At 60.2% G+C, this 25,594-nt stretch carries 24 protein-coding genes; 8 read left to right on the top strand and 16 right to left on the bottom strand.

All coding sequences use genetic code 11. The features are described 5' to 3' along the window. Positions 1-29 precede the first annotated feature (29 nt). Positions 30-1,424, top strand: a complete 1,395-nt coding sequence (locus ACIPZE_RS20205; RefSeq protein ID WP_283438952.1) for a class II fumarate hydratase — start codon at positions 30-32, stop codon at positions 1,422-1,424. Positions 1,425-1,528: 104 nt separating this feature from the next. Here ACIPZE_RS20205 and ACIPZE_RS20200 read toward each other — a convergent pair whose 3' ends face one another. Beyond that, positions 1,529-2,488 (bottom strand): DMT family transporter, encoded by a 960-nt coding sequence (locus ACIPZE_RS20200; protein ID WP_400774869.1) that lies wholly within the window; start codon positions 2,486-2,488, stop codon positions 1,529-1,531. Positions 2,489-2,693: 205 nt separating this feature from the next. Here ACIPZE_RS20200 and ACIPZE_RS20195 point away from each other — a divergent pair, with 205 nt between their 5' ends. Next, positions 2,694-2,888: a DUF6316 family protein gene (locus ACIPZE_RS20195; RefSeq protein ID WP_400774851.1), complete on the top strand. Its 195-nt coding sequence runs from the start codon at positions 2,694-2,696 to the stop codon at positions 2,886-2,888. A gap of 135 nt (positions 2,889-3,023) precedes the next feature. Here the strand turns inward: ACIPZE_RS20195 and ACIPZE_RS20190 are convergent, their stop codons facing one another. Continuing rightward, positions 3,024-4,208: a thiolase family protein gene (locus ACIPZE_RS20190; protein WP_400774848.1), complete on the bottom strand. Its 1,185-nt coding sequence runs from the start codon at positions 4,206-4,208 to the stop codon at positions 3,024-3,026. Between the two features lie 103 nt (positions 4,209-4,311). Then, positions 4,312-5,826: a polyphosphate:AMP phosphotransferase gene (pap, locus tag ACIPZE_RS20185; RefSeq protein ID WP_283438955.1), complete on the bottom strand. Its 1,515-nt coding sequence runs from the start codon at positions 5,824-5,826 to the stop codon at positions 4,312-4,314. 349 nt (positions 5,827-6,175) lie between these two features. On the opposite strand from pap, the gene mnmC reads away from it, so the two are divergent. From mnmC to ACIPZE_RS20160, 5 genes are all read left to right on the top strand, one after another. Continuing rightward, positions 6,176-8,155, top strand: coding sequence for a bifunctional tRNA (5-methylaminomethyl-2-thiouridine)(34)-methyltransferase MnmD/FAD-dependent 5-carboxymethylaminomethyl-2-thiouridine(34) oxidoreductase MnmC (gene mnmC, locus ACIPZE_RS20180; RefSeq protein WP_400774845.1), 1,980 nt, complete (start codon positions 6,176-6,178; stop codon positions 8,153-8,155). Between the two features lie 162 nt (positions 8,156-8,317). Next, positions 8,318-10,090, top strand: a complete 1,773-nt coding sequence (locus ACIPZE_RS20175; RefSeq protein ID WP_311882360.1) for an N-acetylglutaminylglutamine amidotransferase — start codon at positions 8,318-8,320, stop codon at positions 10,088-10,090. A gap of 3 nt (positions 10,091-10,093) precedes the next feature. Continuing rightward, positions 10,094-11,839 carry an N-acetylglutaminylglutamine synthetase gene (ngg, locus tag ACIPZE_RS20170; protein WP_400774842.1) on the top strand — a complete coding sequence of 582 codons (1,746 nt, stop codon included), beginning with the start codon at positions 10,094-10,096 and terminating at the stop codon, positions 11,837-11,839. 141 nt (positions 11,840-11,980) lie between these two features. Continuing rightward, positions 11,981-13,171: an osmoprotectant NAGGN system M42 family peptidase gene (locus ACIPZE_RS20165; RefSeq protein ID WP_283438959.1), complete on the top strand. Its 1,191-nt coding sequence runs from the start codon at positions 11,981-11,983 to the stop codon at positions 13,169-13,171. Between the two features lie 170 nt (positions 13,172-13,341). Then, a complete protein-coding gene (locus tag ACIPZE_RS20160; protein WP_003192759.1) occupies positions 13,342-13,569 on the top strand; it encodes a YheU family protein in 228 nt (75 codons plus the stop codon). Between the two features lie 5 nt (positions 13,570-13,574). Here ACIPZE_RS20160 and csrA read toward each other — a convergent pair whose 3' ends face one another. From csrA to ACIPZE_RS20145, 3 genes are all read right to left on the bottom strand, one after another. Then, positions 13,575-13,760 carry a carbon storage regulator CsrA gene (gene csrA, locus ACIPZE_RS20155; protein ID WP_122661663.1) on the bottom strand — a complete coding sequence of 62 codons (186 nt, stop codon included), beginning with the start codon at positions 13,758-13,760 and terminating at the stop codon, positions 13,575-13,577. A gap of 147 nt (positions 13,761-13,907) precedes the next feature. Next, the gene (locus ACIPZE_RS20150) at positions 13,908-14,240 is read right to left on the bottom strand and encodes a YnfA family protein (protein WP_129394983.1); all 333 of its coding nucleotides are present in this window, start codon (positions 14,238-14,240) and stop codon (positions 13,908-13,910) included. Between the two features lie 63 nt (positions 14,241-14,303). Further along, a complete protein-coding gene (locus ACIPZE_RS20145; RefSeq protein ID WP_095120542.1) occupies positions 14,304-15,119 on the bottom strand; it encodes an SDR family oxidoreductase in 816 nt (271 codons plus the stop codon). Between the two features lie 324 nt (positions 15,120-15,443). Between ACIPZE_RS20145 and ACIPZE_RS20140 the strand changes: the two genes are divergently transcribed. Next, complete coding sequence (locus tag ACIPZE_RS20140) at positions 15,444-15,602, top strand: DUF3309 family protein (RefSeq protein WP_169432680.1); 159 nt, start codon at positions 15,444-15,446, stop codon at positions 15,600-15,602. 74 nt (positions 15,603-15,676) lie between these two features. On the opposite strand, the gene ACIPZE_RS20135 is transcribed toward ACIPZE_RS20140, so the two are convergent. The 10 genes from ACIPZE_RS20135 to ACIPZE_RS20090 all read right to left on the bottom strand — a co-directional run bounded on the left by ACIPZE_RS20135 (position 15,677) and on the right by ACIPZE_RS20090 (position 25,211). After that, entirely contained in the window at positions 15,677-17,770 is a 2,094-nt protein-coding gene (locus ACIPZE_RS20135; protein WP_129394984.1) for an LTA synthase family protein, read from the bottom strand. Positions 17,771-18,084: 314 nt separating this feature from the next. Continuing rightward, the gene (locus ACIPZE_RS20130; protein WP_129394985.1) at positions 18,085-18,690 is read right to left on the bottom strand and encodes an START domain-containing protein; all 606 of its coding nucleotides are present in this window, start codon (positions 18,688-18,690) and stop codon (positions 18,085-18,087) included. 41 nt (positions 18,691-18,731) lie between these two features. Further along, positions 18,732-18,986, bottom strand: coding sequence for a YkgJ family cysteine cluster protein (locus ACIPZE_RS20125; protein WP_283438961.1), 255 nt, complete (start codon positions 18,984-18,986; stop codon positions 18,732-18,734). Positions 18,987-19,152: 166 nt separating this feature from the next. After that, on the bottom strand, positions 19,153-19,623 hold the full coding sequence (locus ACIPZE_RS20120) for a translation initiation factor 2 (RefSeq protein WP_129394987.1): 471 nt from the start codon (positions 19,621-19,623) through the stop codon (positions 19,153-19,155). Positions 19,624-19,701: 78 nt separating this feature from the next. Continuing rightward, entirely contained in the window at positions 19,702-21,141 is a 1,440-nt protein-coding gene (locus tag ACIPZE_RS20115) for a PLP-dependent aminotransferase family protein (protein WP_064391472.1), read from the bottom strand. A 314-nt stretch (positions 21,142-21,455) separates the two neighbouring features. Continuing rightward, entirely contained in the window at positions 21,456-22,268 is an 813-nt protein-coding gene (locus ACIPZE_RS20110) for an OmpA family protein (protein ID WP_400774835.1), read from the bottom strand. Next, complete coding sequence (locus tag ACIPZE_RS20105) at positions 22,265-22,621, bottom strand: DUF4398 domain-containing protein (RefSeq protein ID WP_038364424.1); 357 nt, start codon at positions 22,619-22,621, stop codon at positions 22,265-22,267. Before ACIPZE_RS20105 ends, ACIPZE_RS20110 begins: the two co-directional genes overlap by 4 nt. Before the next feature lie 9 nt (positions 22,622-22,630). Continuing rightward, the gene (locus tag ACIPZE_RS20100) at positions 22,631-23,452 is read right to left on the bottom strand and encodes an ABC transporter substrate-binding protein (protein WP_129394989.1); all 822 of its coding nucleotides are present in this window, start codon (positions 23,450-23,452) and stop codon (positions 22,631-22,633) included. 79 nt (positions 23,453-23,531) lie between these two features. Further along, positions 23,532-24,461 carry an electron transfer flavoprotein subunit alpha/FixB family protein gene (locus tag ACIPZE_RS20095; RefSeq protein WP_034155324.1) on the bottom strand — a complete coding sequence of 310 codons (930 nt, stop codon included), beginning with the start codon at positions 24,459-24,461 and terminating at the stop codon, positions 23,532-23,534. Next, the gene (locus ACIPZE_RS20090) at positions 24,462-25,211 is read right to left on the bottom strand and encodes an electron transfer flavoprotein subunit beta/FixA family protein (RefSeq protein WP_007908338.1); all 750 of its coding nucleotides are present in this window, start codon (positions 25,209-25,211) and stop codon (positions 24,462-24,464) included. Between the last annotated feature and the right edge of the window lie 383 nt (positions 25,212-25,594).

The following is a 25,594-nucleotide window of genomic DNA, read 5'->3' as shown; positions in this document are numbered from 1 at the left end:
GCGCAAACAGACCAACAGGAGTGTGCACTATGAGCCGTATCGAAACCGACAGCCTGGGCCAGATCGAAGTCCCGGACGACGCCTACTGGGGTGCTCAGACGCAACGCTCGCTGATCAACTTCGCCATCGGTCAGGAACGCATGCCGCTGCCGGTGCTGCATGCCTTGGCACTGATCAAGAAAGCCGCCGCCCGAGTCAATGACCGCAATGGCGACTTGCCTGCCGACATCGCACGCCTGATCGAGCAGGCCGCCGACGAAGTGCTCGACGGCCAGCACGACGACCAGTTCCCGCTGGTGGTCTGGCAGACCGGCAGCGGCACCCAGAGCAACATGAACGTCAACGAAGTGATCGCTGGTCGCGCCAACGAACTGGCCGGCAATCCGCGCGGCGGCAAAACGCCGGTGCACCCCAACGATCACGTCAATCGCTCGCAAAGCTCCAACGATTGCTTCCCGACCGCGATGAGCATCGCTACCGCGCAAGCCGTGCAGGAACAACTGCTGCCAGCGATTGCCGAGTTGTCCGGCGGCCTCGCGGAACTGGCCGCACGGCACATGAAACTGGTAAAAACCGGGCGCACGCACATGATGGACGCGACGCCGATCACCTTTGGCCAGGAGTTGTCGGGTTTCATAGCGCAACTGGATTACGCCGAACGGGCGATCCGCGCGGCACTGCCGGCGGTGTGTGAACTGGCGCAGGGCGGCACCGCCGTCGGTACCGGGCTGAATTCGCCGCACGGTTTCGGCGAAGCAATTGCCGCCGAGCTGGCCGCGTTGTCTGGCCTGCCGTTCGTCACCGCACCGAACAAATTCGCCGCCCTCGCCGGCCACGAACCGCTGACCAGCCTCTCCGGCGCGCTGAAAACCCTCGCCGTGGCGCTGATGAAAATCGCCAACGACCTGCGTCTGCTCGGCTCCGGCCCACGCGCAGGTTTTGCCGAAGTGCGCCTGCCGGCCAACGAGCCGGGCAGCTCGATCATGCCGGGCAAGGTCAACCCGACCCAGTGCGAAGCGTTGTCGATGCTGGCCTGTCAGGTACTGGGCAACGACGTGACGATCGGCATTGCTGCCAGTCAGGGTCACTTGCAACTGAACGTGTTCAAACCGGTGATCATCCACAACCTGCTGCAATCGATCCGCCTGCTCGGCGACGGCTGCAGCAACTTCCAGCAGCATTGCATTGCCGGGCTTGAGCCGGATGCAGAAGTCATGGCGCGACACCTGGAGCGTGGGTTGATGCTGGTGACGGCGCTGAACCCGCACATCGGTTATGACAAGTCGGCAGAGATCGCGAAGAAGGCTTACAGCGAGGGGCTGACCTTGCGCGAGGCGGCGTTGGCGTTGGGCTATCTGACCGATGAAGAGTTTGATGCGTGGGTGCGGCCGGAGAATATGATTGAGGCTGGGGCCAAGGGCTGAGGTTTGTAGCGTATCTTGGTCAGTCATCGCGAGCAGGCTCACTCCTACAAGGAGAATGCGTTCCAAATGTAGGAGTGAGCCTGCTCGCGATGGCCCTGACGCGGTTAGCCTGCTGCCATCTTCATTCGCCGCGCCTTGAGTCCGGCAATCAACGAAGGCCCCAACGCCACCAGCGCCGACCCCAACACCACCAGCACCGCCCCGCCATACCCAAGCCCATTGATCTGCTCGGCATGCACATATTCCGGCCAGATCCCCGCCGCAATCGCCACCGCGCCAAACGTCACCAACGGCGTGATCGCCAATGTCGCACTGACCCGCGAAGCTTCCCAATGCGCCAGCGCTTCGGCAAATGCGCCGTAGGCAATCAGCGTGTTCATGCAGCACGCCAGCAGCAACCAACCCTGCAGCGGATTGAGATCGAGGGCTTCCAGCGGATGCACCCACGGTGTCAGCAACAGCGCACAGAACAGGTAGATCACCATCATCACCTGCAGCGAATTCCACACCGTGAGCAATTGCTTCTGGCCCAGCGCATAGAAGGTCCAGACCGTCGACGCCAACAGCACCAGCAAAACGCCTGCGGTGTAATCCGACAATGAGGTCAGCAGCTCCGCCAGCCGCTGATTGAAGAACAGCACAAAACCGATCAGCAGCACCGCCAGACCAATCCCCTGACCGATGCTGAAACGCTCCTTGAACACGAACAGGCTGGCGATCAGCAACATGATCGGCCCCATCTGCACCACCAGTTGCGCGGTGCCGGGGCTGAGCAGATTAAGGCCCATCAGATAGAGCACGTAGTTGCCCACCAGCCCGAGCACCGCCATCAGCACCAGCCAGCCACCCTTTGGCCCGAGCACTTGACGACTCGGCAGGCGTTTGACCGCGGCCAGATAAATGAACAGGCAACTGCCGGAGACCATCAAGCGAAACCAGGTCACCGTGACCGGATCCATCACCAGCAACACCTGTTTGAGTTTGATCGGCAGGATGCCCCACAGAAAAGCGGTCAGCAGCGCCAGGAACAATCCGTAGACCCAGCGACCGGATGAAATGTGCATGCGAACCCCACTGCTGACGAGTGCGCTCATTCTAGGCCCGCCATCGTGTGCGACACAGGGACAGTTGAGGCCAGGACGCGAATGAAACTGTGCAGGTCGCAGCAGTAAATTGGCGCGCTGCCGTTGATCGGCTCACCGCGCGCGGCAAGTGCTTCAGGCATAAGCTGATTGGATCCGTTTCAATACCCGGCCAAGGAGACCGATCATGTTAGCAATGCGCGCCCACGACAGCGCCCCCGCCACGCACTTTCGCAGCGACCGCCTGTGCCGGGTCAATGGCGAACTGTTTTTCAGCACTCGGGAAAATACCCTTGAAGGGCCGTTTGACAGTCCCGAGCAGGCTGAGCAGGAGATCCGGGCTTACATTGCGCGGATGCAGGTACAGGATTCCAACCGTTAGGCGGTGGTGATCCAATCGCTGGCAAGCCAGCTCCCACAGGATTGTTGGCGTACACACATGATGCGAACGCTGCGAAAACTGTGGGAGCTGGCTTGCCAGCGATGACGATTTCACAAGCGATAAATAACGCTCGATTTAGCGAACTGCCTCAAACAAACCGGTCGCGCCCATCCCGCCGCCCACGCACATGGTGACGATGCCGTAACGCAAATTGCGCCGCTGCAACTCGCGCACCAGATGCCCGACCTGCCGCGACCCGGTCATGCCAAACGGGTGACCAATCGAAATCGAGCCGCCGTTGACGTTGTATTTGTCGTTATCAATCTCCAGCCGATCACGGCTGTACAGGCACTGCGAAGCAAACGCCTCGTTCAATTCCCACAGATCGATATCCGCCACCCGCAAGCCCTTGGCCTTGAGCAGTTTCGGCACCGAGAACACCGGGCCGATGCCCATCTCGTCCGGCTCGCATCCGGCGACGGTGAAACCACGGAAAAACGCTTTCGGCTTGAGGCCCAGTTGCAGGGCTTTCTCCAGGCTCATCACCAGCGTCATCGACGCCCCGTCAGACAGTTGCGAGGAGTTACCCGCCGTCACCGAACCGTCTTCGGCAAACACCGGTTTCAACCCGGCGAGACTTTCGTAGGTGGTGTCCGGGCGGTTGCAGTCGTCGCGATCGACCACGCCATCGAGAATCTGCACTTCACCGCTGTTCTTGTCCTCGACCCGGTATTTCACCGCCATCGGCACGATTTCATCGTTGAACAGGCCGGCGGCCTGCGCCTGCGCGGTACGGATCTGGCTTTGCAGGGAGTAACGATCCTGCGCTTCACGGCTGACGCCATAACGCCGCGCGACCACTTCGGCCGTCTGGCCCATCGTGTAATAGATGCCCGGAGACTGCTGTTTGAGCAACGGGTTGATCAGGTGATCGGTGTTGACGCTTTTCATCGTCAGGCTGATCGACTCGACGCCGCCGGCAACGATGATTTCGCTGCACCCCGAGGCAATCTGGTTGGCGGCAATCGCAATCGCCTGCAAACCCGAGGAGCAGAAACGGTTGAGGGTCATGCCGGCGGTGCCGGTGCCCAAGCGCGACAGCACCGCGACATTGCGGCCGATGTTGTAGCCCTGCGCGCCTTCGTTGGAGCCGGCGCCAACGATGCAGTCCTCGACGCTGGTCGGGTCGATGTCGTTGCGCTCAAGCAGCGCGTTGACGCAATGAGCCGCCATGTCATCGGGGCGGGTCTGGTTGAACTTGCCGCGAAAGGACTTGGCCAGGCCAGTCCGCACGCTGTCGACGATCACCACTTCACGCATGGCATACCTCATTGTTGTGGTCGGTTGAGAGTGAACCCGAGCATAAGTCCACCCGATTACCGACCGCGACAATCATTCACCTCGCGTATGCGTGTCCATCGACTCAGTCCTTGTGTTTCTTCGCATGCTTGTCGGATTTTTCGAAGGCGTCTTCGAGCGCGCGATTGATCGTGCGCAACACCTTCACCCGCGCCCAGCGCTTGTCATTGGCCTCGACCAGCGTCCACGGCGAGATTTCGCTGCTGGTGCGATCGACCATGTCGCCGACGGCGGCGCGATAGGCGTCCCACTTGTCGCGGTTGCGCCAGTCGTCTTCGGTGATCTTGAAACGCTTGAAGGGGATTTCCTCGCGCGCCTGGAAGCGCTCCATTTGCGTGTCCTTGTCGATGGCCAGCCAGAACTTGACGACGATCACGCCGGCATCGGCCAACTGCTCTTCGAAGTCATTGATCTCGCTGTAGGCGCGCAGCCAGTCGGCCGGCGTACAAAAACCCTCGATCCGCTCGACCAGCACCCGGCCGTACCACGAGCGGTCGAACACGGTGAATTTGCCGCGCGCCGGAATATGCCGCCAGAAACGCCACAAGTATGGTTGCGCACGTTCCTCTTCGGTCGGCGCGGCAATCGGCACGATGTTGTACTGACGCGGGTCCAGCGCTGCCGCGACCCGACGAATCGCGCCGCCCTTGCCGGCCGCATCGTTGCCTTCGAACACCGCGACCAGTGCGTGGCGGCGCATGCGCTTGTCGCGCATCAGCCCGGACAGCCGCGCCTGCTCGGTGATCAGTTGTTCTTCGTAGTCTTTCTTGTCGAGGCGCTGGGTCAGGTCGAGGCTGTCGAGCAGGTTCAACTGATCGACCGGCGTGCCCAACGGCGCGGCGCTGACGTCGTGAGGATGAATGTCCGGGCGCTTCAGCGCATTCTGCAAACCTTCGAGCAGAATCCTGCCGACCGCGAGGCTGCGATAGTGCGCGTCGACGCCTTCGATGATGTGCCACGGCGCGTAATCGCGGCTGGTGCGACGCAATACGCGCTCGCCGTATTTGACGAACTTGTCGTAGGTTGCCGATTGCTGCCAGTCGAGCGGACTGATGCGCCAGCTGTGCAGCGGATCATCGGCCAGTGCCTTGAGCCGCGCTTTCATCTGTTTCTTCGACAGGTGAAACCAGAACTTGAAGATCAGCGCGCCTTCATCGCAGAGCATCTTTTCCAGACGTTCGGCCCCGGCAATCGCCTGATCCAGACGCGGATCCTTGAACAGCCCATGCACCCGCCCCTGAAGCATCTGGCTGTACCAGTTGCCGAAGAAAATGCCCATCCGCCCCTTCGCCGGGAGCATCCGCCAATAGCGCCACGCCGGTGGTCGTGCAAGTTCTTCATCGGTCTGCTGATCGAAGGTGCGCACCTCGATCAGGCGCGGGTCCATCCACTCGTTAAGCAACTTGACCGTCTCGCCCTTGCCCGCACCTTCGATGCCATTGATCAGGATGATCACCGGGAAGCGCTTCTGTTGCTGCAATTCGAACTGCGCCTCCAACAGTGCTTCACGCAGCGCGGGGACGGCGGCCTCGTAGGTTTCTTTGTCGATGGCGTGACCGATTTCTGCGGATTCAAACATGGGACGGCTCCTTCCAGGGTTCAGCAAGACTAGCGGATTGGGCACAGCAGCGGCGCAGAAATTCCCACGAATTCAGAGCCGCATAGAAACCTTGTGGTGAGGGGATTTATCCCCGTTGGGTTGCGAAGCAGCCCCAAAACCATTCAACCCGGTTACTCCAGTTAAACCGTGTGTGCAGGTTTGACGACTGCTGCGCAGCCGAGCGGGGATAAATCCCCTCGCCACAGGGGATCGCGTTGCTGCAAAAGTCGGTGATCTTGCTTGATACCATCGAACGGCCACTTGCCATGGATCAAGCAGCCCCCGCCCGATCGGCTAGAATGGCTGCCTTGTCGTTGCCGAGCCTGCCATGAAACCCGTATTGCCCCACGCCCAACTCGATTGGGATGACCAGGGACGCCCGCGTTCGCGAGTGTTCGATGACGTGTATTTTTCCGACAAGTCAGGTCTGGATGAAACCCGTTACGTGTTCCTCGAACAGAATCGCCTGGCCGGGCGTTTTGCTGCGTTGCCGGCGGGCGGCCGGCTGGTCATCGGCGAAACCGGCTTCGGCACCGGGCTGAATTTTCTCTGCGCCTGGCAGTTGTTCGAACAACATGCAGTGAGCGGTGCGCGGCTGCATTTCGTCAGCGTCGAAAAGTACCCGTTGAGCCCGGCCGATCTGCAGCGGGCATTGGCACTGTGGCCGGAACTCAAGCCGCTGGCCGATCAGTTGCTCAAGCATTATGTGGCGATCCATCAGGGTTTTCAGCGCATCACATTGGCCAACGGTCGCGTCACGCTGACCCTGCTGATCGGCGATGCGCTGGAACAACTGCCGCAGCTCGACGCCCAGATCGACGCATGGTTTCTCGACGGTTTCGCCCCGGCGAAAAACCCGGACATGTGGACCGCCGAACTGTTCGTCGAACTGGCACGACTGGCAGCACCGGGTTCGACCATCAGCACCTTCACCAGCACTGGCTGGGTGCGACGCTTGCTGAATGCCGCCGGGTTCAAAATGAAGCGCACGCCGGGCATCGGCCACAAGTGGGAAATCCTCCGTGGCGAGTTTCTTGGCTGGCCGCCGGAAGTCGCGCCGCCCGCTCCTGAAAAGCCGTGGTTCGCCCGCCCGGCCCCACTGACCGCTGAGCGTCGGGCGCTGGTGATCGGCGCCGGTCTGGCCGGTTGCGCCACGGCATCGAGCCTCGCCGTGCGCGGTTGGCAGGTGAGTTTGCTTGAACGTCACGCGGACGTGGCGCAAGAGGCCTCGGGCAATCCGCAAGGCGTGCTCTACCTGAAGTTGTCTGCGCACGGCACGGCGTTGTCGCAGTTGATCGTCAGCGGTTTCGGCTACACCCGCCGTCTGCTGGAAAGCCTGCAACGCGGCACCGACTGGGACGATTGCGGCGTGCTGCAACTGGCATTCAATGCAAAGGAAGCCGAGCGTCACGCGCAATTGGCGGCCGCGTTCCCGGAAGATTTGCTGCAATGGCTTGAGCAACCCGAGGCGCAAAACCGCGCCGGAATCGGTCTGGCCCACGGCGGTTTGTATTATCCCGAAGGCGGCTGGGTGCACCCGCCCGCGTTGTGTCATGCACAAGCGGCGCAGGCGAATATCGAACTGCTCAGCCATCGCGAAGCGCTGGAACTGCGCAAAGTCGGTGAGCAATGGCAAGCGTTCGACGGCGAGCGCTTGCTCGCCAGCGCACCGGTGGTGGTACTGGCCGGCGCTGCCGAGATCAAGCGTTTTGCGCAAAGCGCCGAGCTGCCGCTCAAACGCATTCGCGGGCAGATCACTCGCCTCGCCGAAACCACGCAAAGTCAGGCCTTGACCACGGTGGTCTGCGCCGAAGGTTACGTCGCCCCTGCACGTTTGGGCGAGCATACTCTCGGTGCCAGTTTCGATTTCAACAGCGACGACCTGACCCCGACCACCGCTGAACACGTCGGCAATCTGACGATGCTCGAAGAGATCTCCAGCGACCTCGTCGCGCGTCTGCACATCAGCGAACAAACTGTCGAAGACCTTCAGGGTCGCGCAGCCTTCCGCTGCACCAGCCCGGATTACCTGCCGATCGTTGGCCCGCTCGCCGACCGCGAAGCGTTCCTCGAGGCGTACGCGGCGCTGAGCAAAGACGCCCGCCAGGTTCCGGACATTGCCTGCCCATGGCTTGATGGTCTGTACGTCAACAGCGGCCACGGTTCGCGTGGCCTGATCACCGCACCGCTGTCGGCGGAACTGCTCGCCGCCTGGCTTGAAAATGAACCCCTGCCGCTACCGCGAAGTGTCGCCGAAGCCTGCCATCCAAACCGCTTTGCCTTGCGCCGATTGATCCGCGGCAAGTGAACCTGACCCGGGGCACCGCAACGCTGCCCCGTCGGTCTGACTCTGTCACTTATAACTTATCGTTCTAAAACTCCCACAACCGCACCGGGTCAGTTTCTGAGTACCGGCCATGTCGGCCGCTGAAGAAACACCCTCCCCAACGGAAAAACCGGTAAGGATTTTATGTGCGGATTAGCTGGCGAGTTACGTTTTGATCAACAACCTGCAGACCTTGCAGCCATCGAGCGAATCACCCATCACCTGGCGCCTCGCGGCCCCGACGCGTGGGGCTTTCATGCCCAAGGGCCGATTGCCCTGGGCCATCGTCGCCTGAAAATCATGGACCTGTCGGACGGTTCGGCGCAGCCGATGATCGACAGCCAACTGGGCCTGTCGCTGGCCTTCAACGGCGCGATCTACAACTTCCCCGAATTGCGCGCCGAGCTCGAAGCGCTCGGTTATGCCTTTTATTCCGGTGGCGACACCGAAGTGTTGCTCAAGGGCTACCACGCCTGGGGCGAAGCGCTGCTGCCGAAACTCAACGGCATGTTTGCGTTTGCCATTTGGGAGCGCGATGCCAAGCGGCTGTTCATCGCCCGCGACCGTCTCGGCGTAAAGCCGCTCTACCTGTCGCGCACTGGTCAGCGTTTGCGCTTCGCTTCCGCCCTGCCGGCGCTGCTCAAGGGTGGCGACATCAACCCGATCCTCGATCCGGTGGCGCTCAATCACTACCTGAATTTCCATGCCGTGGTTCCGGCGCCGCGCACCCTGCTGGCGGGCATTGAAAAGCTGCCGCCAGCCACCTGGATGCGCGTTGAAGCCGACGGCACAACCGAGCAGAAAACCTGGTGGACGCTGCCCTACGGCCCGCACGATGACGAGAAAAATCTGACGCTGGAAGACTGGGTCGATCGCGTCCTCGACAGCACTCGCGAGGCGGTGGCGATTCGTCAACGCGCGGCAGTCGATGTTGGCGTGCTGCTGTCCGGCGGTGTCGATTCGAGCATGCTCGTCGGCCTGTTGCGTGAAGTCGGCGTCGAGAACCTCTCGACCTTCTCCATCGGTTTTCAGGATGCCGGCGGCGAGCGCGGCGACGAGTTCCAGTATTCCGATCTGATCGCCAAGCATTACGGCACGCAGCATCACCAACTGCGCATCGACGAGAAAGAAATCATCGAGCAACTGCCCGCCGCGTTCCGTGCGATGAGCGAGCCGATGGTCAGCCACGACTGCATCGCCTTCTATTTGCTGTCGCGTGAAGTGGCCAAGCATTGCAAGGTTGTGCAGAGCGGCCAAGGCGCCGATGAGCTGTTCGCCGGTTATCACTGGTATCCGCAAGTCGATGGCGCCGCCGATCCTTACGCGGCTTATCGCAACGCGTTTTTCGATCGCAGCTACGACGACTACGCCGCCACCGTACAACCGAAGTGGCTGACTGCGAATGACGCGGCCGGCGACTTCGTCAAAGAACATTTCGCCCAGCCCGGCGCCGATGCGGCGGTGGACAAAGCCCTGCGTCTGGACAGCACGGTGATGCTGGTCGACGACCCGGTCAAACGCGTCGACAACATGACCATGGCCTGGGGCCTGGAGGCGCGTACGCCGTTTCTCGACTATCGACTGGTTGAACTGTCTGCCCGCGTGCCAGGCCAATTCAAGCTGCCCGATGGCGGTAAACAAGTCTTGAAAGAAGCCGCGCGTCGAGTGATTCCTAGCGAAGTGATCGACCGCAAGAAAGGCTACTTCCCGGTGCCTGGCCTCAAGCATTTGCAAGGCGACACGCTGAACTGGGTGCGCGAACTGCTGCTCGATCCGAGTCAGGATCGCGGCCTGTTCAACCCGGCCATGCTCGACAAACTGCTGACTGATCCGCAAGGCCAACTGACGCCGTTGCGCGGTTCGAAACTGTGGCAACTGGCGGCCCTGAACCTGTGGCTCAGTGAACAAGGAATCTGATCGATGAAACCTCACGCCACGGCCATCAACCAACGCCTGATTCGCGGCCAGACGCCGTCCTACGAACGCTTGCAGGCACGTCTGGCCGAAGACGGCAGCGCCTTGGCCGCCGACCCGATTGCGGTGCATTGCGGCTGGGGCCGGTTGTTGATCGGCCATACCTTTCCCGATCCGGCCTCGCTGGCGCAGGAACTGCTCAACGAGCAACCCGGCGAGCGCGATATCGCTTTGTACGTTGCCGCGCCGCAGCAGATTCTCGGGCTGGAACCGACGCAGTTGTTCCTTGATCCCTCCGACACCTTGCGCCTGTGGTTCAGCGATTACCGCCAGGCCACGCGGGTGTTTCGTGGCTTCCGGATTCGTCGCGCGCAAAGCGAGGCGGACTGGCAGGCAATCAATCAGCTGTATTCGGCACGCGGCATGTTGCCGATCGATGCCACGCTGCTGACCCCGCATCATCAGGGCGGCCCGGTGTACTGGCTGGCCGAGGACGAAGACAGCGGCGCGGTGATCGGCAGCGTCATGGGCCTGAATCATCACAAGGCCTTCAACGATCCGGAAAACGGCAGCAGCCTGTGGTGCCTGGCGGTTGACCCGCAGTGTTCGCGGCCGGGTGTCGGTGAAGTGCTGGTGCGGCACTTGGTCGAACACTTCATGAGTCGCGGGTTGAGCTATCTGGACCTGTCGGTATTGCACGACAACCGGCAGGCGAAAAGTCTTTACGCCAAGCTCGGTTTCCGCAACCTGTCGACCTTTGCCATCAAGCGCAAGAACGGCATCAATCAGCCGCTGTTTCTTGGCCCCGGCCCGGAGGCGCAGTTCAATCCGTATGCGCGGATCATCGTTGAAGAAGCGCATCGACGCGGCATCGATGTGCAGGTCGATGACGCCGACGCCGGCCTGTTCACTCTCAGCCATGGTGGACGCCGCGTGCGCTGCCGGGAATCGCTGAGCGACCTGACCAGCGCGATCAGCATGAGTTTGTGTCAGGACAAAAGCCTGACGCACAAGGTGCTCAAAGGCGCTGGCCTGAATCTGCCGTCGCAGCAACTGGCCGGCAATGCCGACGACAACCTGGCGTTCCTCGACGAGCATCAACGACTGGTGGTCAAGCCGCTCGACGGTGAACAGGGCCAGGGCGTTGCCGTGGATTTGCAGAGCATCGAAGAGGTGCAACAGGCGATCGAAGCGGCCAAGCAATTCGACAGCCGCGTGCTGTTGGAAAGCTTCCACGAAGGCCTCGATCTACGGATTGTGGTGATCGGTTTCGAAGTGGTCGCGGCAGCGATTCGCAAGCCTGCGGAAGTGGTTGGCGATGGTCAGCATTCGATTGGCGCGTTGATCGAGGCGCAGAGCCGGCGTCGGCAAGCGGCCACCAGCGGCGAGAGCAAGATTCCGCTGGACCACGAAACCCAGCGCACTCTGCATGCGGCGGGTTACGACTACAGCAGCATTCTGCCGGCCGGCGAGCATCTGTTTGTGCGGCGCACGGCGAATCTGCATACCGGTGGGACGCTGGAGGATGTCACGGCGATTCTGCATCCGACGCTGGTCGATGCCGCTGTGCGCGCGGCGCGGGCGCTGGACATTCCGATGGTTGGCCTGGACTTGATGGTGCCGGCGGCGGATCAGCCGGAGTACGTGTTTATCGAGGCCAACGAACGCGCCGGATTGGCCAATCATGAGCCGCAGCCGACGGCGGAGCGCTTTGTCGATTTGTTGTTTCCGCACAGTCAGCCGGCCATTTAACCCTTTCCTGATCGTTCCCACGCTCTGCGTGGGAACGCCTCACTGGACGCTCTGCGTCCGCTTTTGGGACGCAGAGCGTCCCGGGCTACATTCCCACGCAGAGCGTGGGAACGATCAGTGCTCAACCCATCAGGAGTTTCCATGACCACGCAAATCCCCGAACCGGATCTCAACTACCTGCAAAAAGTCCTCCTGGAAATGCTCGCCATTCCCAGCCCCACCGGCTTCACCGACACCATCGTGCGCTACGTCGCCGAGCGTCTGGAAGAACTCGGCATTCCCTTTGAAATGACCCGGCGCGGCACCATTCGCGCCACACTCAAGGGCAAGAAAAACAGCCCCGACCGCGCGGTTTCGGCGCACCTCGACACCATCGGCGCCGCCGTCCGCGCTATCAAAGACAACGGCCGCCTGACCCTCGCGCCAGTCGGTTGCTGGTCGAGCCGCTTCGCCGAGGGCAGCCGTGTCAGCCTGTTCACCGACAACGGCGTAATTCGCGGCAGTGTCTTGCCGTTGATGGCGTCCGGGCATGCATTCAACACAGCAGTGGACGAGATGCCGATCAGCTGGGATCACGTCGAACTGCGTCTGGACGCCTACTGCGCGACCAAAGCCGATTGCGATTCGCTGGGCATCAGCGTCGGCGACGTGGTGGCGTTCGATCCGCTGCCGGAGTTCACCGAAAGCGGCCATATCAGCGCCCGGCATCTGGATGACAAGGCTGGCGTTGCCGCGCTGCTCGCGTCACTCAAAGCCATCGTCGACAGTGGCCAGGAACTGATGATCGATTGCCATCCGCTGTTCACCATCACCGAGGAAACCGGCAGTGGCGCGGCAGCGGCTTTACCGTGGGATGTCAGCGAGTTTGTCGGCATCGACATTGCGCCGGTCGCGCCGGGGCAGCATTCCAGCGAACACGCGGTGAGCGTGGCGATGCAGGATTCCGGCGGGCCGTACGACTATCACCTGTCGCGGCATCTGCTGCGTCTGGCCGGTGAAAACGAACTGCCGGTGCGACGTGATCTGTTTCGCTACTACTTCAGCGATGCGCACTCGGCGGTGACCGCCGGGCACGATATTCGTACGGCGCTGCTGGCGTTTGGTTGTGATGCAACCCATGGCTATGAGCGCACGCACATCGACAGTCTGGCGGCGTTGAGCCGGTTGTTGGGCGCCTACATTTTGAGTCCGCCGGTGTTTGCCAGCGATGCAGCGCCGGCGAATGCTTCGCTGGATCGCTTCAGTCATCAGATTGAACACGACACGCAGATGGAGAGCGATACGCGGGTGCCGCCGGTGGATAGCTTGGTGGGGCAGCGTTCCGACAGTTAGATTGCCGTTGTGTGAGATACCGCTATCGCGAGCAGGCTCACTCCTACAGGGGAACGCATTCCAAATGTAGGAGTGAGCCTGCTCGCGATGAGGCCGGTACTGACTACACAAAACTGGCAGCCAACCGGCAATCGCCGTAGCATCCCGACATTGATTCAGCCGAGGTGCCCATGCTCATTCCCTACGACGCTCTTGAAGTCGACACCCTCACCCGCCTCATCGAAGATTTCGTCACCCGCGACGGCACCGACAATGGCGATGACACGCCGCTGGAAACCCGCGTGCTGCGCGTGCGCCAGGCATTGACCAAAGGCCAGGCGTTGATCGTCTTCGATCCGGAAAGCGAACAGTGCCAACTGATGCTCAAGCACGACGTGCCCAAGCATCTGTTCGACTGAAACCGTCAACGAACCTTTTCCACAGCCTGCTTGCGCTGGATCCGTTCATAGACCTCGGCACGGTGCACGTTGACCTTTGGCGGGGCCTCGACGCCAAAGCGAACGCTGGCGCCGTTCACTGACAGTACGCGCAAGGTGATGTCGTCACCAATTGAAATCAACTCACCGACAACACGGCTGAGTACAAGCATGAGGGTCGTCCTCCAGGGTTAGCGAACCCTGAAGATGCGCGGCTTGCGGCGGCTGTTCAATCCATACGGGGCAAATCAGTAATGCCCTACATCACCCTGCGCAACGTCCTTCAGACCTTTCCTGCAAATCGTTAAACAACCTTCGCCTCAAGCGGCTGAAAAGCGCGGCCCGAACAGAATCACGCTGGCACCGATGACGCACAACGCCACGCCGATCCAGTCCGACCCCAACGGACGCACGCGCTCGACCACCGCCAGCCAGCCTATCGAAGCAACGATGTAAATGCCGCCGTAAGCGGCATAGGCGCGACCGGCATACGCCGCTTCGACACGCGTCAACAACAGCGCAAACAGGGTCAGGCTGAGCAGCGCCGGGATCACCCACAAGGCACTTTTGCCTTGGCGCAGCCACAGGTAAAAAGCGAAACAACCGGCGATCTCAAACAGCGCCGCGAGGAAAAACCACAGGTAATTGAGCATTGGTGCGTCTCGACAGGGTGACCAGTGCGGCCACCCTAACGACAGCGTCGGCAACGGGCAAGGTCAGCCGTTGTTCTGCTTGGCCTTGGCGCGCATTTTCTCGGCCATCGAGGTCATTTCGTTGTAAAGCAGTTGCGGGTTCTTCTGTTTGATTGCCCAGGCCATGCGCCCTTGTTCGTGGGGCAGGATCATGAACTCGCCGGCCGCCACTTGCTGATAGATGTAGTCAGCAATATCCGCTGCGGTGATTGGCGAGCTTTCCAGCAACTTGCCGACCTGCGCTTTCATCGCCGGGGTCGGGCCACGGAAAGAGTCGAGCAAGTTGGTCTGGAAGAACGACGGGCACACCACATGCACACCGACTTCCTGCTGCGCCAGTTCGATCAACAGGCTTTCCGACAAAGCCACGACACCGGCCTTGGCGACGTTGTAGTTGCTCATCGCCGGCCCTTGCATCAACGCCGCCATGGAGGCGATGTTGATGATCTTGCCTTTGCTCTGTTCGAGTAATGGCAGGAACGCCTTGCAGCCTTTGACCACGCCCATCAGATTGATCGCGATCTGCCAGTCCCAGTCTTCCAGCGACAGTTCACTGAAGAACCCGCCCGAGGCCACACCGGCGTTGTTGACGATGATGTCGATGCCGCCGAGTTTCTCTTCGCAGGCCTGGGCGAACGCGGTGAGCTGGCTGTAGTCACGCACATCGCAGCGCTGAGTGAAGCCGTCGCCGCCCGCCTCGCGAACCATTTTCAGGGTTTCCTGCAGGCCAGGTTCGCTGACGTCGGACAAAGCCAGTTGCCAGCCTTCACGCGCCCAGCGCAGCGCGATTTCGCGACCCAAACCCGAGCCCGCGCCAGTGATCATCATGCGATTTTGCATAGCAGACAGCCTTGTTGTTCCGGGGAAGTTGAGCGGAGTGTAGCGAAGGTTCTGCGCGCGCCCACGCTCCATCAAGTTGCTGAATGGAGGATCAAAAGATCGCAGCCTTCGGCAGCTCCTACACCGATTCCTGTAGGAGCTGCCGAAGGCTGCGATCTTTTGATCTTTCGCGTCAAAGGAAATAAGCGAGCAATCCAAATACATTAAAAAAACATTGAATTTTCTTTCACTCGCGCCAGTCGGAATTTGTAAGCCGTCTGGAATTACTTAGTCTCCAGTCGCCCCTTGAACATCAAGACTTCTCGAACACTATCAACAAAGGAAATCGACATGGGCACAATTCTAATCATTATCCTGATCCTGTTGCTGATCGGTGGTCTGCCGGTCTTCCCACACTCCAGAAGTTGGGGTTATGGCCCATCGGGCATTATCGGCGTGGTCTTGGTCGTGCTGTTGGTGCTGTTGTTACTCGGCCGCATATAACGATTTAGTCGGCAAAAAAAAGAGGCCCTGTTGAGGGCCTCTTTTTTATTGCGCGGAGTTTATTGCAGGAGCAATCAGTCCGGCTTGCCGTTAACCACACCGGCAGTGTTGTCCATCAGACTCTTGGTCGCTGTTTGCAGGAACGCTTCCAGCTTGAGTTTCAATTCGGCGGTGCGCGGAGCATCCGGGATGATCTCGGCCGAAGGGTTGGCGCCCAGTTGGTACTGATAGATCTTCGGTGCCATTTCCTTCTCTTTCGGCAGCACCAGGATCTGGTCAGCGGTAACGATCGCGGTGGTCTGCTCGCTGCCCGACGGCTTGATTACGCCGAAACCGGTGTCGCCTTCCGGCAGGTTGAGCAGGTCACGGCCCCAGCACTGGTGGCGCACTTCGCCACCGAGGCGACCCATGATGGTCGGCACGATGTCGATCTGCGTACCCACGGTGTGGTCACGCGTACCGAACTTCTCCTGGATGCCCGGCGCGATCATCAGCATCGGCACGTTGAAGCGACCCAGGTCCATTTCGGTGATCTGACGCTCGTTACCGAAACCGTGGTCGCCGACGATGACGAACAGGGTTTCCTTGAAGTACGGCTCTTTGCGCGCCTTCTCGAAGAACTGACCCAGTGCCCAGTCGGAGTAACGCATGGCCGTCAGGTGTTCGTTGAGGCTGCCACGGTCAGTCACGCGCTCGACCGGCAATGGCGTCGGCAAGGCGTACGGCGTGTGGTTGGACAGGGTTTGCAGCAAGGCATAGAACGGCTTGCCGTTTTCCCGCGCCTTCAGCTCGACCAGACCACGGTCGAACATGTCCTGGTCGGACACGCCCCAGGTCGGATCGGAGAACACCGGGTTGACGAAGTCGTTACGGCCGACGAAGTTGGTCATGCCCTGATTGCTGAAGAAGCCCGACTGGTTGTCCCAGGCGAAGTCGCCGTTGTACACGTAGACGTCGTCATACTTGCGCGCGCTGAGCAACTGCGGCAGGCCGGACAGCTTGTGGCTGCCTTCCGGGGTCTGCATCAGGTATTCGAAGCCCGGCAGGTTCGGGAAGCAGGCCATGGTCGCGAACATGCCCTGGTGGGTGTGCGTGCCGTTGGAGAAGAAGCGGTCGAACAGCAGGCCTTCCTTCGACAGTTTGTCCAGGTACGGCGTGATGTTGCCCGGCGCGCCCAATGCACCGACCGAGTGACCGGCCATGCTTTCCATCAGGATCACCACGACGTTCTTGATCGGCAGCGTCTTGTCGGCGGGCGGCGTGTAGTCACGGCGCACGGCGGCGATATCGGCATCGACCAGTTTGTCGTCCGGCATCACCAGCATCTCGCGTACCACTTTCTGCGCTTGTTCTTGCGGCAGTGTGGCTTTCCAGATGTTGTCGCGGTCCTCGCCCATGCGGTCCTTGGCGGCCGCGATCAGCGACAGCGTGCCATTGAGGCCGAGCTGGTTGGCGAAGTTCGATTCGGTGGTGTAAACGTCACCCCAACGCAGCGGCGGGCCTTGACGCAGGGTGCCACGCGCGGCAACCACGCAGATCAGCAGGCAAACCACGAACACCGCCAGACGGGTGTACCACGGCGCAACCTGACGGGTACCGACGCTGCCACCACTGAACGGCCCGCGCGGACGCGTGGCACGATCGGCGCCTTTGAACGCCAGGGTCAGGATCACCGTGCCGACGACCCACGCCAGCAGATAACGTACTACCGGAAAACCGTACCAGAGCATGCTCATCACGGTTTTCGGGTCTTCTTTCACGTACTGGAACACCAGGCCGTTGAGGCGCTGGTGAAACTCGCGGTAGAAGTCCATCTCCATCAGGCCGAGGAACAGCGCGATGCTCGAGGCGATGGTCAGCCACAGACGGAAGAAACCGCGCGCGGCCATGGCGCGGGCACTGAACAGCGCCAGCACCAGCGGAATGCACACATAAACCACCAGGCGCAGGTCGAAACGCAGGCCATTGGCGAAAGCTTCGAGGAAGGTCGAAGCCGGGGTGTCGAGGATCATCTCGCGGTTGTAGACCAGCAGCGCGAGGCGCAGCACGGAAAACATCACCATCATGACCAGAGCACACAACAGCGTGTAGGCCAGATGCGATTTGACGGTCGGTTGCAGCAGGCGACTGGAAGATCGCTGCTGATTCAGGGCGTCCGGGTTTGCCATGTCGTTTTAGGACCCATTGGAAGTTGAAGTTGCAAAAATACAGCGGCGCCATGCCCTCTATTGGTCATTCCAGACCCCGGGGCGTGCGCGGTGCGCAAATGTTGCACGATCGTTCGCACCATTGCCATTGATTACTGCCCCGCCACCAGACACTTTCATTTAGTGCAGCGGCAGACCAGGACAGCGTGCAATCAGCGCGGGCGAATTGTCTGGAACACTTTGTGAAAATTTCGTGCAACGCATATCTGGAAACACAATATAGATACAAAACAAAACGCCCCGAATCGATCGGGGCGTTTTGTTTGAGCGCGAGATTACTTCTCGGCGCGTTCTTTCAAAGCTTTGAGGGTGTTGAACGGGGCGTCGACGACAAACTTGTTGGCAATCATCGAAGGCACGCTGCCGCCCGGCTCGGTGTGCACCTGATAGGTCACTTCGACCTGATCACCTTTGGGCACGAACTTCCAGAAGCCTTTGACCTGCGCTACACGAACGAAGCCTTTCTCTTCCGGAATGTACTTGGGCAGACCTTCGAGGTTACGGGTCAGGCTGCCGTCAGCACCTTCGACGGTGGTCACGAGCAGTACCGAATCACGCGGAGTGACTGGCCAAGGCGTGTTGAACTGGGTGTAAGTCCAGCTCTGGGCGCCTTCGTGCTTGAGCAGTTTCTGGGTCTTGCACTCGTGAATCCAGGCGCAGGCGCCGGAGACGTCTTCCTGCAATGCACGCAGTTTGGCGACGGTGGTCTTCATCAGCGCGACGCCCTGATAGGACTTGTAGTCCGAACCCGGCACTTCGCTCAGGGAGACCTTGATGCCGTCTTCGTTCTTGGCAACCTTCCAGTCTTCAGCCTGAGCGACCGAGGTGGCCAGCACAGCGGTCAAACCACACAACACAGCGATACGATGCAGCGAACCCATAGTCTTATTCCTTATTGTTGAAGTTCCGTTCGTTAGACACATCACGCCGCCGTCATCTGCTCCCACCAGCCGAGCAATCTGATCGCTTCTTCCGAGCTGTCGCCACACACTTCGACATCGGCGGCAAACCCCGAACAGACTGCCGGGCGCTCGGGGCGGCCGAAAATGCTGCACAGGTTTTCGACCGAGAGTTGCACGCAACGTTCGCCGGCAGGTTTGCCATCAGGCATGCCTGGAATCGGCGAACTAATGGACGGGGCAATGCAGCAAGCGCCACAGCCTTCACGGCATTTCATGACGAACAATTCCTCGCGACGGGCGATGTGTTAAAGAGACGCGGAACAGAGTAACCGCTAAAACGGCTGTTTAAAATTCCCTGAACCGGGGTTTTTAGCGATATCCGAATGTGACTGACCAGTCTCCGACAAAGCGTCTGGTCTGCGGGTCGCAGCCGAGTCGAATTTACTGCTTGAATTCGAAATCGAGCGCCGCGCCCTCCACTTCCCGACGCTCTTCGTTGCGCAGTTGCAACTGCATTTCGTTGCTGAGCAAACGGCCATTGAGCTGAAACCCGCTGTTTTTCTCGCCAAACATCTGCGGCAGGATCGGCTCGCGCTTGGGCAATTGAACAGTGCCCTTGGGTTTCAATTCCTGGACCATGTCCTTGGGCAGGCTCAAATCGAGCCTGGCCGGTGGCAGGCGGGTTTTCGCCACTTCGCTGGCAGGTTTCGACTTGCTGGCAACCGGGGGGCGTTTTTTCACGACCTTCTGCTGGGTTTTCTTCGCCGCGGCAGCTTTTTTTGCGACCGGCGCTTTCTTGGCTGTCGTCGTCGCTGCCGGCTTTTCGGCAACTGCGGCGGCCATGACCGCCGGCGCATGACCGAGCATCAACAAGCAGAGGCAAACCCAGGCGGCAGGAAAAATCGCTTTCATGGACCCAACGAGACTAACGGCAGAGGGCCATATGCTCGCTTGTTGGACGCCACAAGACAAGCATGACCCTCTGCTCGTTCAGAATCCGCCGGCCGTTTCCTGACACAGTTGCGTGGCCAGCAGACCGAGAGTCATCAACGCTCGCTCCGCCTCGCGGTTCCATGGAATGCCGCAGTTCAGGCGGATGCAGTGGTTGAACTGCTCGGTATTACTGAAGATCAACCCCGGCGCGATGCTGATGCCCTGCTGCAAGGCACGCACATGTAATTCCTGGGTATTGACCCTTCCTGGCAGACTCACCCAGAGGATGAAACCGCCCGTGGGCCGGGACATTTGCGTGCCTTCGGGGAAGTACTGCTGCACCGCCAATTGAAAGGCGCTGAGGTTTTTCCGGTATTCCTGGCGGATGTACCGTAAATGCCGGTCATAGCCACCGTTTTCCAGATAGGCGGCGATGGCCATCTGCGTCACGCTGCACGCTGAATGCGTACTGAAGGTCTGCAAGCGCTGGATTTCCTGCTGATACTTGCCGGCAATCATCCAGCCGATGCGCACCCCAGGCGACAACGTCTTGGAAAAGCTCGAACAGTAGATCACCCGATCCAGTCGGTCATAGGCCTTGAGCGCTTTGGTGCGACCCTGCTCGAACATCAACTCGCCATAGATATCGTCTTCGACGATCTGGATATCGAAGTCCGAGGCCAGGCGCAGCAACTGCTTTTGCCGCTCTTCGGGCATGGTGCCGCCCAAGGGATTGCTCAGGCGCGTGGTCAACACCAACGCCTTGATCGACCATTGATTGGCCGCCAGTTGCAGGGCTTCGAGGCTCATGCCGGTAGCGGGGTCGCTGGGGATCTCGATGACTTTCAGGCCGAGCAGGTCAGCCAGTTGCAGCAATCCGTAATAGGTCGGCGATTCCGCAGCGATCAGATCGCCCGGCCGCGTGAGTACTCGCAACGACATCTGCAAGGCGTCGACACAACCGTGGGTGATCACCACCTCCGAGGGGTCGACCACCACGCCGGCGTCACGCATGCGAATCGCCACTTGCCGACGCAGCGGTTCAAAACCGGGGCTGAACATATAGCTGAAGGCGCGCGGGCTATGGAAACGGGTGACCTTGGCCAATTGCTGATGCAGCGCGCGCACCGGCAAGTAATCGACGCTCGGTACCGCCGCGCCCAGCGGGAAGACACCTTCGCGGCGCGATTCGACCAGAACCTGCTGAATGATGCTGCTACGGGTGACCAGTCCTGGCCGTTCGACCCGCGCGATGTCCGGTGTCGGCGCCGTCAGCGCTGGCGTCTGGTGCACGTAATAACCGGACTGCGGCCGTGCCCGAATCAGCCCCTGATCTTCGAGATTGGCATACGCCTGCAACACCGTCGCATGGCTGACGTTGAGCTGCGAGCTCATCTTGCGCACCGAAGGCACGCGCTCCCCCGGTTGATAGACACCACGGCGGATGTCTTCGGCCAGTTGCTGAGCAATACGTTGGTAGAGCAAAAGATTGGTCATGACGCAGCACTCGATTTCACGGGCATTTTATTCTTGTGTGAAACAATACCGGAACAGTTTAGAAGTGTACTGGGACAGTTACCACTTTAGTCGACCATACAGTGCGGTGTCTGCCCCCGACTGTACTGATTTGCGAGCTATTCGACAGACGTAAAAAAGCCCGGAACTGCATGACAGGCCGGGCTTTGCAGAAGCCGTGTAGGAGCCGTGTAGGAGCTGACGAGTGCAACGAGGCTGCGATCTTTTGATCTTGTTTTTAAAACCAAGATCAAAAGATCGCAGGCTTCGCCAGCTCCTACAGGGTTTTGCGTTGCTTAACGGGCGGCGCCGAGCTGACCTTTTTCGTCGGAGAAGACGATTTCCACCCGACGGTTCTGTGCCCGCCCGCGCTCGGAAGCGTTGACGTCTACCGGGTATTCATCGCCGTAACCTTCGACCTGAATGCGTTTGTCATCGATGCCCAGGTCCATCAGCACGTCAGCCACGGCTTGCGCGCGGTCGCGGGACAGCTTGAGGTTTTCCTGCTTGCCGCCGGTGCTGTCGGTGTAACCCTCGATACGCACCACGCGTTTCGGATTCAATTGCAGGAACTGGACGATCTTCAGCACCACGCGGTTGGCCGAGTTTTTCAGCTCAGCTTCACCGGTGTCGAACAATACGTCACCCAGGGTCATCACCAGACCACGGTCAGTCTGCGTGGTGGCCAGCGCGACGATCTGTTCTTCCAGCCACTTGCCCTGCTGCTGGACGCTGAGCAGCTTCGATTCACGCAGGGCCAATTGCAGGCGCTGACGCTCCAGTTCGAGCTTGGCCGCGCGCTCCTCATTGAGCACCTGATTGGTGTGCTGGCGCGCGATCTCGCTGTAGCGCTGGCTCAGGTAGGCGTAATGCACCACGTCCGAACCGCTGCCCCAATAGGTCGACAAGCGATCGGCACGGGCCAGGGATTCACCGGCGCGGATCACGTCTTTCGGCGCGATGCGCAGCACGTTGGAGTCTTCCTTGACCTTCTGGAAGTCGGCGCCCGCCTCTTGCAGAGCCGATTCGCTGTGTTGACCGGCGCAGCCGTAAAGGCTCGCGCAACCGGCGAGGATCAGCGCACCGATGGCTTTGGACTTGAGGCTCATTGGGCATCTCCCAGTTGCTTGCGCAGTCGGACGATGCGGGTGTTGAGTACGTTCACCTGTTCTTCGCTTTTCTGCGTCAGCACCTTGGCTTCCGCCAGACGTGCGTCGAGTTCAGCCTGTTCAGAACGCATGCGCGCGTTCCGGTAGGACTCGTCAGCCATGTTGCCTTTGGCGCGGTTGTACTTGGTTTCGGCCAGTTTCATTTCCGGCACTTCGTCGGCGGTGGCGCCGACGGCCTTGGCCTGGGTGATGGCCTGCTCGGTCAGACGCATTTGTTCAATCGGTGCCGGATCGGTTGCGCAACCGGCCAGGGCCAGAACGGCCACAGCCGCGAAAAGAGGTCGAATACTCACTAAGAATCCCTACTGTTTTGGGGCACTGACAGGTTGTTGCGGCTGTTGCTGCTGCGCCTTCCAGCGCTCGATATTGCGTTGCAGCGCGGCTTCCGTCAGTCCGGACGCGGGCAATTCTGTCATCTTTTTGGCTAGCTGTCCGCGCAACCACGGATCGTTGCAGGCCGAGTTGTGGGAAACCGCAAGGAACAACCCCGGGCGGTCGATGGGTTGTTCGAACGCCAGCAGATCATTGGCCATGCCCAACGCCTGTGCGGCGGCCATGCCCGAGTAACGCCCGGCGAGTACATATTCCACTTCGCCCAAGAGCAATTTCTGCAGGGCCAGGGTGAGGTTGGCTGTCTTGGTCAGGGTCAGATTCTGCTCGGCGAAAGTGCCAAATGCCTGGGTCATTCGAGACTTTTCCGACAAGGCACCGGCATGGCCGTGCAGGTCTTTGGCTTCGCTGTAGGCCAGTGTCGAGCCTTTGCGCGTCCAAACCAGGTAGTCGTTTTCCAGCAGCGGCGGATAGATGTAGTCGAGGTTTTCCAGCTCAGTGAAGGTCAGCGGCGCGTCGGCGAGCATGTCCATGCGCCCGCTGCGCACTTCGTCGAGGGCTTGCGCGCGTTTGCCGGCGTAGAGCAACTCGACTTTGATGCCGAGATCCTTGGCCACTTGCTGCAACAGGTCGGCACTGGCACCGATCAATTGTTTCGGATTTTGCGGATCCTGCCACAGATACGGCGGCGCATCCGGGCTGCCGGTGACGACGAGGCGTTCGCACTTGCCAGCGGCTGTCGCCAAACCTGGCAACAGGGCCAATCCCAACAACAATCCGCAGCGCAGATCCATGGCAAAACGCTCCCACTCAAATCCGAGACAAAAAAAGCCCGACCAAAAGGTCGGGCTCTTTATAAGTGAAGCCGCTGGATTAGACCAGCTTCTCCAGCTCGGGTACTGCTTCGAACAGATCCGCCACGAGACCGTAATCGGCCACCTGGAAGATCGGCGCTTCTTCGTCCTTGTTGATCGCAACGATCACCTTGGAGTCTTTCATGCCGGCCAGATGCTGGATCGCGCCGGAGATACCGACGGCGATGTACAGCTGTGGCGCAACGATCTTGCCGGTCTGACCGACCTGCATGTCGTTCGGTACGAAACCTGCATCAACCGCAGCGCGCGAAGCACCGACGGCAGCGCCCAGCTTGTCGGCCAGGGCGTACAGATGCTTGAAGTTGTCGCCGTTCTGCATGCCACGGCCGCCGGAAACGACGATCTTGGCAGCGGTCAGCTCTGGACGATCGGACTTGGCCAGCTCTTCGCCAACGAAGCTCGAAGTGCCAGCGTTGTGCGCAGCAGCAACCGCTTCAACGGCAGCCGAACCACCTTCAGCAGCAACCGGGTCGAAACCGGTGGCACGCACGGTGATCACTTTGATCGCAGCGGTCGATTGCACGGTAGCGATGGCGTTACCGGCGTAGATCGGACGCTTGAACGTGTCAGCGCTTTCGACCGAGATGATCTCGGAGATCTGGTCAACGTCCAGCTGCGCGGCAACGCGCGGCAGGATGTTTTTGCCGTTGGAGGTAGCGGCAGCCAGGATGTGGCTGTAGCCAGCGCCCAGCTCTGCAACCAATGGCGCAACGTTTTCCGGCAGCTGATGCGCGTAAGCGGCATTGTCAGCGTTCAGGACTTTGCTCACGCCAGCGATTTTCGCAGCGGCTTCCGCCACGGCGCCAGCGCCTTGGCCGGCAACCAGAACGTGGATGTCGCCGCCGATTTTGGCAGCAGCAGCCACGGTGTTCAGCGTGGCCGGGGCCAGCACTTTGTTGTCGTGTTCAGCAATAACCAAGATAGTCATTTAGATTACCTTCGCTTCGTTCTTGAGTTTTTCAACCAGTTCAGCCACCGACTTGACCTTGATACCTGCGCTGCGTGCAGCCGGCGCTTCGACTTTCAGGGTCTTGTTGGTGGAGGCGGTGGAAACGCCCAAAGCGTCCGGAGTCAGCACTTCGAGAGGCTTCTTCTTGGCTTTCATGATGTTTGGCAGAGACGCGTAGCGCGGCTCGTTCAAACGCAGGTCGGTGGTGACGATCGCCGGCAGTTTCAGGGAAACCGTCTGCGCGCCGCCGTCGATTTCGCGAGTCACGGCAACGCTGTCGCCAGAGACTTCGACTTTCGAAGCGAACGTGCCCTGACCGTAGCCGCTCAGTGCAGCGAGCATCTGGCCGGTCTGGTTGTTATCGCTGTCGATGGCCTGTTTGCCAAGGATCACCAGTTGAGGCTGTTCCTTGTCGACCACAGCCTTGAGCAGCTTGGCCACGGCGAGCGAGGTCAGATCTTCAGCGGATTCGACGAGGATGGCACGGTCGGCACCCAGAGCCAGTGCGGTACGCAGCTGCTCCTGAGCGGTGGTCGGGCCGATGGAGACGACGACGATTTCAGTCGCAACACCTTTCTCTTTCAGGCGTACGGCTTCTTCCACTGCGATTTCGCAGAACGGGTTCATCGACATCTTGACGTTGGCGAGATCGACGCCGGAATTGTCCGCCTTGACGCGAACCTTGACGTTGTAATCCACAACGCGTTTGACAGCTACAAGAACCTTCATGGATTCCTCGTTACTCTCCGGTGAAAAGAAAGTCGCCTAGGCGAACCTGGCGGTTGATGCTCATCGGGCCTACAAGGGCACCTCTAAAAACGCCGGCTTGTACTCGGGATGATGACACCCTGCAAAGTGCTGGACCGTTCGTCAGTGGTGACCAATCAGTCATTCAACTTCACGCTGTGTAAACTGCGCGCCAGACCTGCGCTGCGCATCACCCTTTCTGCCTACGCCCTGTCTTTAGAGGTGCTCTTGAAACCGCCAGTCTGCCTACGGCGAGCGCAAAACCGCCCGTATCTTGACCGGAACGCCTATTCCGGTCAATACAGCAAAATGACCATTCATAAGCCGCGCTTCTTTGATTTCTCTGGCCTGGAGCCGATTCAAAC

Source organism: Pseudomonas sp. NPDC089741 (assembly GCF_044748825.1).
Taxonomy (GTDB): domain Bacteria; phylum Pseudomonadota; class Gammaproteobacteria; order Pseudomonadales; family Pseudomonadaceae; genus Aquipseudomonas; species Aquipseudomonas helmanticensis.
This window is presented reverse-complemented; position numbering and strand designations above follow the sequence as displayed.